This is a genomic window from Desulfomonile tiedjei, from assembly GCA_016212925.1.
Taxonomy (GTDB): domain Bacteria; phylum Desulfobacterota; class Desulfomonilia; order Desulfomonilales; family Desulfomonilaceae; genus JACRDF01.
In genome coordinates this window covers 393,358-402,309 of record JACRDF010000010.1, presented here as the reverse complement: position 1 = coordinate 402,309, position 8,952 = coordinate 393,358, and the positions used below count along the sequence as shown (strand labels likewise).

The window sequence follows — 8,952 nt, the reverse complement described above, 5'->3', positions numbered from 1 at the left end:
GGTATCCCACGATGTTCAAAGCGTGGTACAGTAGGCTAGTGGACATGCCTTGCCCTCCTTCCAAGACTTTTCAAACCCCGGAAGGATCAAGCATGTCCTCTTTTATTTTTCAACTACACGTACGCAAATGCCGGATGAGCCAATGTCTATGCCTTGTAACCTCAAAGAGGCAGCTCGGGATGAGCCAAGAGCAGACCTCCCTCCCCTACTTTCAAGGGGTCCTCTCCCGCGTAGGCTAACTGTGCCTTGTGTTTCCCGTTCCGCGAGGTACTCATAATTTTCTGATTCAAGAGGAAAGACCTGAGCCGGCGTTGCTCGAAAAGCGAGTAGCGGCTAACTCAAGCGACTTCTTAGCCACATCGACAAACTCATTTTCGCAGGAGCCCCTCGAGTGCTCTGGAATCGGCTTTAAACGAAAACAGGGAAGCCGGTGACTTCCCAGCTTTCCAGTAATTTTGGGCCGTTAAGTGGCGGGAGCGACGAGACTCGAACTCGCGACCCCCGGCGTGACAGGCGCCAGATCCGCATGATGATAACAGCATGTGGCGTCTTATCAAGGCCGATTCAGGTTACATTATGACCTAAAACGGTCACGTTTCATGCTTCTGGGGGACCCTTTGGGGGCGGACCTGGGTGCGCTGTTCACTCCTGAGCCGTCACGCGGTCAAACCATTTGTCCACAAGCTGCATCACTTCTTCCGGCTCTTCCACTCGAAACACCTGTTGCCGAAATGCGGCGCCGCAGCTCAAGCCGTTTGAATACCAAACCAGATGTTTCCGCATTCGGCGAACCGCCCGTAGCCCTTCGATCGCTTCCAGTTGATAACGGAAGTGCGTGCGAATGACCTCCGACAAGGATATTGTCCGTTCCTCGACCGACGACCCTTTTGCCAGAGCCTTGAGAATCCTCCCCGGGACCCAGGGTCTACCGAGGGCTCCCCTTCCCACCATAACGCCTTCGCATCCGGATCGCTTCATCATATCCAGGGCATCGTGGATCCCGGTGATCCCTCCGTTGCCAATCACCGGAATCCGGACAGCATTCTTGACTTCTCTCAGAATGTCCATAGATACGGGGCCCGAGTGCCGCACGGAACGGCTGCGGGAATGGACGATCACCGCATCCGCGCCCTCGGCTTCCATTGCCCGTGCGAACTCGGGAGCATTCTGATCTTGTTCGCTCCAACCCGATCTGATTTTCACAGTGAGAGGCACTGGCGCTGCTCGTCGCACGGAACAAACGATTCGAGACGCCAAAGATACGTTCTGCATGAGCGCAGCGCCGGAACCCTTGAAGACAATCTTGCGCGCCGGGCATCCCATGTTGATGTCAACGGCTACGGCGCCTTGGTCAACGACTACACGCGCCGCTTCCGCTATTACATCAGGGTCCCTGCCGTAGATCTGGAAGACAGTGGGGACCACATGTCCATCCAGGTCCATTGTCCGGAACGCGTGCCGATTCTTGACTAGGCCTTCAGCGTTCATCATCTCGGTCCAGACTGCGGATACCCCGAACTGTTGCACGACCTTCCGAAACGCCGTATCAGTGATACCGGCCATCGGCGCCAGAAAGACGTTTCCTTTGACTTCCAGTGTCCCTATTTTCATCTGACAAATGTCCTCTTTCCCAAGCCGAATGTCCAGAGGCAAGAGGGACGCACTGACTGGAACAGACAATTTGTGCGATGACACGCGGCCTGCATCCCGTCATTGCGGACGCCATCGTCGGGCATGGTGACAGGAAGAAGGACGTGAAAAGCGTGTACCTTACGATCCAGTGATGCGGATCTCTTGCGAGAAATGGATAAGCTGACCTTCGATCATGGGAAGACAGAGATTTGGGGGCAAAGATGATCCGTGTAGTTCGGTTGTGAGGGCGCTGGGTTCGATTCTTGAATGGAATGGGGCGACCGATTTAGTTCCCCTTTGGTCACCGCACCTTACGCATGCTCACGAAGTCTTGGGGAGTCAGAATCGGTATCCCGCGGAATGGACTGAGTACCAAGAGGTCTCGGTCACCGCTCACAATACAGGTAGCATCGCCGGCCACTGCCAGTTCGAGGAACTTGTCATCCCTGGGATCACGGCACGCCGTCAGGTTCTGGGTTACATCCACCACACTGGCGTCACGAATAAAAGCTGAGAGAAACAGAAGCCGTTCTTTCTCCGTCAGGTAACGGTCAAATCTGGGACGACGAAGCACTTCATTCAATTCGTCTATGGCAGCTACCGATACGAGAACGATCCCTCGGGCAAATGCGAGATCGACTGCCTGCCGTGGAACCGACAGCGGTAACAAGAAAGCACTCACGAGGACACCAGTATCCAAGACGAAGCGAGAATCACTCGTCACGGACGAGGTCCTCCAGTATCTCAGGAGTCAAACCGCGTGCCCGAGCATTGGCTCCAATTTCATCCATGATTTCAACAAGTGAACTTGGCGGCAGTTCAGCCAATTCTCGCAAACGCAGCCGAAGCAGGAGCTGGATCTTCTTTCGGTCTTCCGGTGATGCCGTTTGATATACGCGAGCAGTCTTGGCATCGATGGGAAGTGTGATGATAGTCTCGGACATCGTTCAGTCCTTCCAGAGGGCGCTGAATCTCTAGTCTGGTTTCTATTATAGCACAATTCGTGAACACAGTATGGAGCCTGCTCATGCGTATCGCCGACGCCTAGGTTTGACGATCCTCGACATTGCTGGAAGACCAACGCGATGACACGCGGCCTGCATCCGCTGATAGCCGACGCGATTGTAGGCCATGGAGACAGGAAGCAAAGACCACGACCCCCTTACCTCCACACCATATTGGTAAGCCTTTCTAGTGAAAATCCTAATAGGACTCTTTGCGAAAGAGCCAAGAGGAGACTCGACCCCTGTGCCCGAGTTTGCAGAGAAATCCTTGGCTGTGTTAGAGTAAAGGTGACCGGTCGAATGAATCGGCGGAACCTGCCCCGGAGGAAGCGTTTACGCGCGGCGGACAAGACGTTCGATGCGAATGACGAGAAGAAGGGCTGAAACCGTTTAGAAGAGGCGTTTGCGCGTATCCGTATGCACCTGCTATCGAGTCCCCCGTTTACTCCCAATGTTGACGACCGTGCCAGCAGACTTGTGTAAGGCATGTGACATGAGGTGTCGAATCATGAACTTTCTGCAAGAAGTGAAACTCATACAAGGCGGTATGGGTATCTATGTGTCCAACTGGCGGCTGGCCAAAGCCGTCGCTATGGAGAAGCCCGGCATAACGGCCGGAACTGTCTCCGGTACAGCCCTGGATACGGTTTACGTACGACTGCTGCAGCTTGGCGATCCCGGAGGTCATGTTCGCCGCGCTTTGGCTGCTTTTGATGCGCAGTTCGGGATCGCTATCGGCCGAAAGATCTGTGACCGCTACTTCATTGACGGCGGCAAAGCGCCATCCGATCGTTACAAGAGTCTTCCTATGAATATTGTGCATGCGCCGAATAGAAGCGATGCCATTCCGCTACCGGTTCAGCAAGGGATGCCTGTAGCACTCACCCTGGACGACGACAGCGTCGAGCTCTTGACGGCCACCGGCTTTGCCGAAGTCTGGCTTGCCAAGGAAGGGCATGAGGGCAACATATTCATCAACTTCTTGAAAAAGATCGATGTGCCCCTGATCTACGCGATGTACGGCGCGATGCTCGCCGGTGTGGACGGGGTAATCGTAGGGGCAGGTAATCCCGACGGCTTACCCGCGATCTGTTCCCGTTTGGCTCGCCATGAAGCCGTTACCAACGATTTGTTGCTATTGTATCGTGAGGCGGGTGAGGCTTTCCACCTGCATTTCGATCCCCAACTGGTGGCTGACGGCAAATTGGCACAATCCCCCCTGCGCCGGCCGGCCTTTCTGGCGATTGTGTCGCAGGTCAGTCTGGCCAAGGCCCTGGCTCAAAGCCAAAGCGAAGCGCCTGACGGCTTTATCGTCGAGCACCACACCGCGGGCGGCCACAACGCCGGTCCGCAAGGGCCAATGACGAAGGATAGCAAGGGACAGCCCCTCTATAGCGACATTGACGAGCCTGACCTGCCTGCTATCCGAGAAGTCGGACTTCCCTTCTGGTTGGCCGGTGGCTATGGATCTCGTGAGAAATTGCGGCAAGCTCTGGACGCCGGGGCCACGGGTGTTCAGGTGGGCTCGGTCTTTGCCCTGGCCGAGGAATCCGGCATGAAACCGACCTTCCGCACCGCGATTCTCGGTGAACTCAAAAAGGGAACAGATGACGCCACGCTGGTCCGGACGACACTGTTCTCTCCCACGGGGTACCCATTCAAAGTAGTTCAATTGAACGACACCGTTGCGGATGATACGGTTTTTTCCGCTCGGCGTCGGGTTTGCGACATTGGCCTTTTGCAGCAACGGGGGCTCAGCAAACCGACCGCAGATGGAACGCGTCAACTTTTCCACCGCTGCCCGGCTGGACCGGTCTCGGACTTTGTCAGCAAACGTGGCTTGCAACGCAACACGGAAGATCGGCGTTGCATTTGTAACGGCCTCTTCTCGTGCGTGGGGCTCGGGCAAGTTGTCAAACAGAATGGAGAATTGGCCGAGGAACCGGCCATTGTTACACTGGGTAATCATCTCGACGGCATCCGACGACTCTCGCGCCACGGCCAAACCACGTACTGGGCACGAGATGTAGTTACGGATATCCTCGGGATTTAGTGAGCTTAGGATGCGGTAACGATAGAGTCGCACTTCCAAAGAGAGCGAGAGGGGCGATGGCCTTGCGGTAAAATGGGCCTCAAGGGCTCAAGTCGACTCTTTGCTCATTTCGCATTGTGGTCAGCATGGCAGTGCTCAACGATTGATAGCCTATCAGACGAGGGAGAGAAGGCCGAAAAGAGTGCCGATCCACAAGGACTTGATTCCCGTGCTCCAGGCAGCAGGCAAGGTGAGTTCATTTTCAGGCTGATTCTTCCGTACCCCTGATGAAGGCAGGGTGCCTCATGAGGATTCTTTGAAGAAGCCCTGGCGAGAGGCGTTAGAAAGCCTTGAGTTGGAACCGATGCCCCGAACTCACGATCTCTGGCACTGCTGGAAGACCAACCCTATGCGAAGCGGTCTGCATCCCCTTATAGCCGATGCGATTGCAGGTCATGGAGACAGGAAAAAGAACGTGAAAAGCGTGTACCTGACCGTTAGTGACGCTGATTTGGCAAGGGAACTCGGCCGCTTGACCTTCGATCATGGGAAAAGCGAGACTTGGGGGCGGAGATGATGAGGTCTCTCAGCGGTGAGGGGGTATTATGACGTGCTCGTAATAATCAACATTCCGAGCGCCGATATGGTCACGGAAGATCACTTATATTTGTTGCCAAAAGTCGTTGTCCTAGTCGGAAATCCTCACCCTACATTCCCTCTCGAAATTTCGAGAGGGAATGTAGGGACAACTTTCCAGCAACTGTTTGACCGCCGCACCTTGTATGAAGCGGCGGCCTTATGTCACTTGACCATCTCGATGTCGCCCGGTTTCCAACTTTTGTAGATGGCGGTTTCGGTCGGCCCATAAAGCCGGATGATGGCGAAATACCCTTTGCCGGGCACTGTGGCGAGCCAGTTGGCTTCTTTGCCCTGAGGCGCCTGGGGCCCCAAGTAGAGGTCCGTGCTGTCGTCGGAATTCCGCAACGGCTTGTCGCGTGAGCCCTTGGAGGGAAACGGCTGGCCGTTTGCCAGCCCCGAAGCATTCTCAACCTCGTAGAGCGTCACCGACCAGAAATTGGCAGCGGGGATGTCGGCCGGCAGGTTCAGGCGGTAATTGCTGCCTCCAGACAAGGGCGTGCCCTCGCTGTCGGTGAAGGCAATCATGTATTTGGCGCCTTTCCCAGGGATTTGGGAAACCATCCCCGGACTGATCGAGTAGTAGTTGGTGAAAAACCAAATGCGGGCATCGAGATCTAGATACCCTCCGGCGATTCTCCTCCAACTCAAGTCGAACGGCCCTCCCGGATTAGTAGGCGTCGCGTCAGCCACGGGATTGACCCACCGACGGTCTGGATAAACACGCAGAGATCGGCCGTTGACGACTTCTTGGAAGCCGATCACCCGGCTCATCTTATAGGCGGTCTTGGCGGCCCGATCGAGGATCTTCCGTGTGTGCGCATCGGGATTGAACGGCTGTCCATTTGTGATGCCAATGGCTGCCAACGTGCCGAGACTATCTGAATCGGCCAGATTGGAGCCTTCTCTGTCCACAAGACTTTTGAGATGATCAAAGGCGCTGCCGTCGCCGATCGGCAGCATGTTGGCCGGGACACCTGAGGCATCGGGGAATGTCATCGCCTTGGCCTTGTCTTTGCCGTTCAGCGGATAGATCTTCGATTGTTCAATCAACGCAACTGCCGGTGCCAGATCCTTGGGGTCCTGATAAAACGAGCGCAGGAAGATGAAGACATTGTTAGTCGCCGAGCGGTAAACGAAGTAACCTTCAGGAACCTCGCCCTTGTAGCCGGGGGGCAACAGCAGAAACTTACCGCCCTTCCCGCCGTCGGGTCCGGGCAGGCCGACATCTCCAAAAAACTTGCCACCGTCAACCGGGATAGGGCGCTGCCAGAAATCGAGCAGGATACCCTGCAAGTGTGGCGGCGCTTCGAATACCAGGGGACCATCCTTGCCGAGGTCAACGTAGCTCATTGCATAGATGACATCTGAGTTAGGGGTTGTTATGAGAGTCTTTGCGTCGAGGCGCTTTTTCCAGATCGGCAAGACGTTGTAGCCTGCGCCGAAGACCTTTTCTGAGCCGGTCTTCATGCCGAGCGTGTTTATCAAAGGCAACGCCCAGAGATAGGCCTGCGTTGCCCTCTGGAAGAGCAATTCGTCGCGGAGTGTCTGCGCTGTCTCCTTCGTGGGCCGGTTTTCGGCGAACGGGAGGTTGGCCAGTGTATCGAAGCGGGTCTCCTGGGCCAGAGCCTGCGTTGTGAGTCCGCTCATTGCCAGCGCTGCAATAATCATGGCGGCGAGGATGCTTCTCTTGTGTGCATTCTTCACAGTCATTTCCTTTCCTCAAACGGGTCGCATCCCTCCCGTGTGAGGGATGCGACCTGCTGAGGTGGGTGCCTACTTGTCGAGGGGGATGGTCTCCAATTCCTGCAGCCGTTTCAGTGCCGCGCCGGCCTTGAGCGTGTTGTAGTTGATTCCCGCTGCATTCAGGCTGCTGCCTTCCTGGAAGGGATACTCCGGAAGTGTGGACAGGAACTTCTTAATGAAGCCCTGAGCGGGAACGAAGGTCCACAGATTGTCCCCATACCACCTGAGGTAACCCAAGGCCGCTTCGGTCGGGCCTTTTTCATACGGGTCAGCCCGAAGGTTCACAATCAGCGGCCAGCCGGGTACCGCTCGCGTGCCGGTGGCGATATTGCCGACCTGCGTCGCAAAATGGATCTTCCAGTCCTTCACGCGGAGAGCGTTCAGCTCGCCGCCCTGGCTGAAGTAATAGATTTCTTGTCGCGGGCCTTTGTCGGTCTCACCCCTGAAGTAGGGCAGGAAGTTATAACCATCGGCATGGATTCGCCAGCTTTTGCCGTTGGCCTTGTAGCCATCCTTGCTCTTGAGCTTCTCCACAATGTCCGGCACCCCGGCCGCAGCGAGCAGCGTGGGCATCCAGTCTTCCTGTGAAATGATGTCGTTGCAGATCGTGCCGGGCTTGATTACGCCAGGCCAGCGGACGAGCAGGGGTACGCGGAAGCCGCCTTCCCAGGTCGTCCCTTTCTCGCCGTGGAAGGGCGTCGTACCTCCATCGGGCCAAGAGAAGGTCTCAGCGCCGTTGTCGGTGGACCAGACGACGATGGTGTTGTCGGCGATGCCGAGGTCATCGAGTTGCTTGAGGACCGCCCCGGTGATATCGTCGAGTTCCGTCATGCCGTCCGGATAGATGCCGATGCCGGTTTTGCCGTAGGTTTCCTTCTTCAGGTGAGTCCAGACGTGCATGCGCGTGGTGTTGAGCCAGACGAAGAAGGGTTTCTTGTCTTTGACCGCGCGATCAATGAAGCCCTTTGCGGCTGCGTGGATCTCCTGGTCAACGGTCTCCATGCGCTTCTGCGTCAGTGGGCCGGTGTCCTCGCACTTCTGGCCGCCCTTGCCGTCTGCGTGACAGTGCAGTACGCCTCGCGGGCCATACTTCTTCTTAAACTCCGGGTCCTTCGGGTAGTAATAGGTCTCCGGCTCCTCTTCAGCATTGAGGTGGTAGAGGTTGCCGAAGAACTCATCGAACCCATGCACCGTCGGCAGGTGCTTGTCCTGATCGCCGAGGTGGTTCTTGCCGAACTGTCCGGTAGTGTAGCCCTGCTCTTTGAGCAGGTCGGCGATTGTAGGTGACCAATCTGGGATGCCGTGCGGCGAGCCGGGCATGCCGATTGTGAGAAGCCCGGTGCGGAACGGATGCTGGCCAAGAATAAACGACGCTCTGCCCGCAGTACAACTCTGCTGTGCGTAGGAGTCGGTGAACATCGCGCCTTCCTTCGCCAGACGGTCAATGTTGGGCGTCTTGTAGCCCATGATGCCGTGGTTGTAAGCGCTGATGTTATGCACCCCTATGTCATCGCCCCAGATGACTAGGATGTTAGGTTTCCTGGTCTCAGCAGCCCTTGATTCCTGCCCGGCGGCACAGACAAAAGCAATGGTAATCACTGCCGCAGCGAGCAGCGCAATATTCTTGGCCATCATCTTGTTCATATGAGTCCTCCTCCACAAAAAAAAGATCGTGTCCTGCTTCCCCGATTTGCACCGTCAGGTATGCGCTTGATCATATCGGACTGGAAACCCATTTCTAAGAAAGGTCGATTCAACGACCCGCAGACAACGGCGTGGCAACGCTGCTTGAAGGGCAATCAGCTCTACACAACCGCTGCGAAATTCCGAAAAAGAAAACGGATGGCTCTGCGGATTTGAAAAACTAATTGGAAAGCGCTTTTCCTGACTACTCTTTGATGT

The 8,952-nt window shown here is 55.9% G+C and carries 7 protein-coding genes; 2 read left to right on the top strand and 5 right to left on the bottom strand.

The window, feature by feature from the left end; genetic code table 11:
- Positions 1-642 precede the first annotated feature (642 nt).
- From dusB to HY913_05920, 3 genes are all read right to left on the bottom strand, one after another.
- Positions 643-1,611 (bottom strand): tRNA dihydrouridine synthase DusB, encoded by a 969-nt coding sequence (dusB, locus tag HY913_05930; protein MBI4962797.1) that lies wholly within the window; start codon positions 1,609-1,611, stop codon positions 643-645.
- Positions 1,612-1,933: 322 nt separating this feature from the next.
- A complete protein-coding gene (locus HY913_05925; GenBank protein MBI4962796.1) occupies positions 1,934-2,356 on the bottom strand; it encodes a putative toxin-antitoxin system toxin component, PIN family in 423 nt (140 codons plus the stop codon).
- Complete coding sequence (locus HY913_05920) at positions 2,346-2,576, bottom strand: hypothetical protein (GenBank protein MBI4962795.1); 231 nt, start codon at positions 2,574-2,576, stop codon at positions 2,346-2,348. Before HY913_05920 ends, HY913_05925 begins: the two co-directional genes overlap by 11 nt.
- Before the next feature lie 568 nt (positions 2,577-3,144).
- On the opposite strand from HY913_05920, the gene HY913_05915 reads away from it, so the two are divergent.
- The gene (locus HY913_05915) at positions 3,145-4,689 is read left to right on the top strand and encodes a nitronate monooxygenase (GenBank protein MBI4962794.1); all 1,545 of its coding nucleotides are present in this window, start codon (positions 3,145-3,147) and stop codon (positions 4,687-4,689) included.
- Between the two features lie 295 nt (positions 4,690-4,984).
- Positions 4,985-5,245 (top strand): hypothetical protein, encoded by a 261-nt coding sequence (locus tag HY913_05910; GenBank protein ID MBI4962793.1) that lies wholly within the window; start codon positions 4,985-4,987, stop codon positions 5,243-5,245.
- Positions 5,246-5,469: 224 nt separating this feature from the next.
- On the opposite strand, the gene HY913_05905 is transcribed toward HY913_05910, so the two are convergent.
- A complete protein-coding gene (locus HY913_05905; GenBank protein ID MBI4962792.1) occupies positions 5,470-7,017 on the bottom strand; it encodes a DUF1254 domain-containing protein in 1,548 nt (515 codons plus the stop codon).
- Between the two features lie 63 nt (positions 7,018-7,080).
- Complete coding sequence (locus HY913_05900) at positions 7,081-8,682, bottom strand: arylsulfatase (protein MBI4962791.1); 1,602 nt, start codon at positions 8,680-8,682, stop codon at positions 7,081-7,083.
- Positions 8,683-8,952 lie beyond the last annotated feature (270 nt).

Bases quoted from the DNA above. Each gene is read 5' to 3' on its own strand.
- dusB (MBI4962797.1), bottom strand. From the start codon at position 1,611: ATGAAAATAGGGACACTGGAAGTCAAAGGAAACGTCTTTCTGGCGCCG.
- HY913_05920 (MBI4962795.1), bottom strand. From the start codon at position 2,576: ATGTCCGAGACTATCATCACACTTCCCATCGATGCCAAGACTGCTCGC.
- HY913_05915 (MBI4962794.1), top strand. From the start codon at position 3,145: ATGAACTTTCTGCAAGAAGTGAAACTCATACAAGGCGGTATGGGTATC.
- HY913_05905 (MBI4962792.1), bottom strand. From the start codon at position 7,017: ATGACTGTGAAGAATGCACACAAGAGAAGCATCCTCGCCGCCATGATT.
- HY913_05900 (MBI4962791.1), bottom strand. From the start codon at position 8,682: ATGGCCAAGAATATTGCGCTGCTCGCTGCGGCAGTGATTACCATTGCT.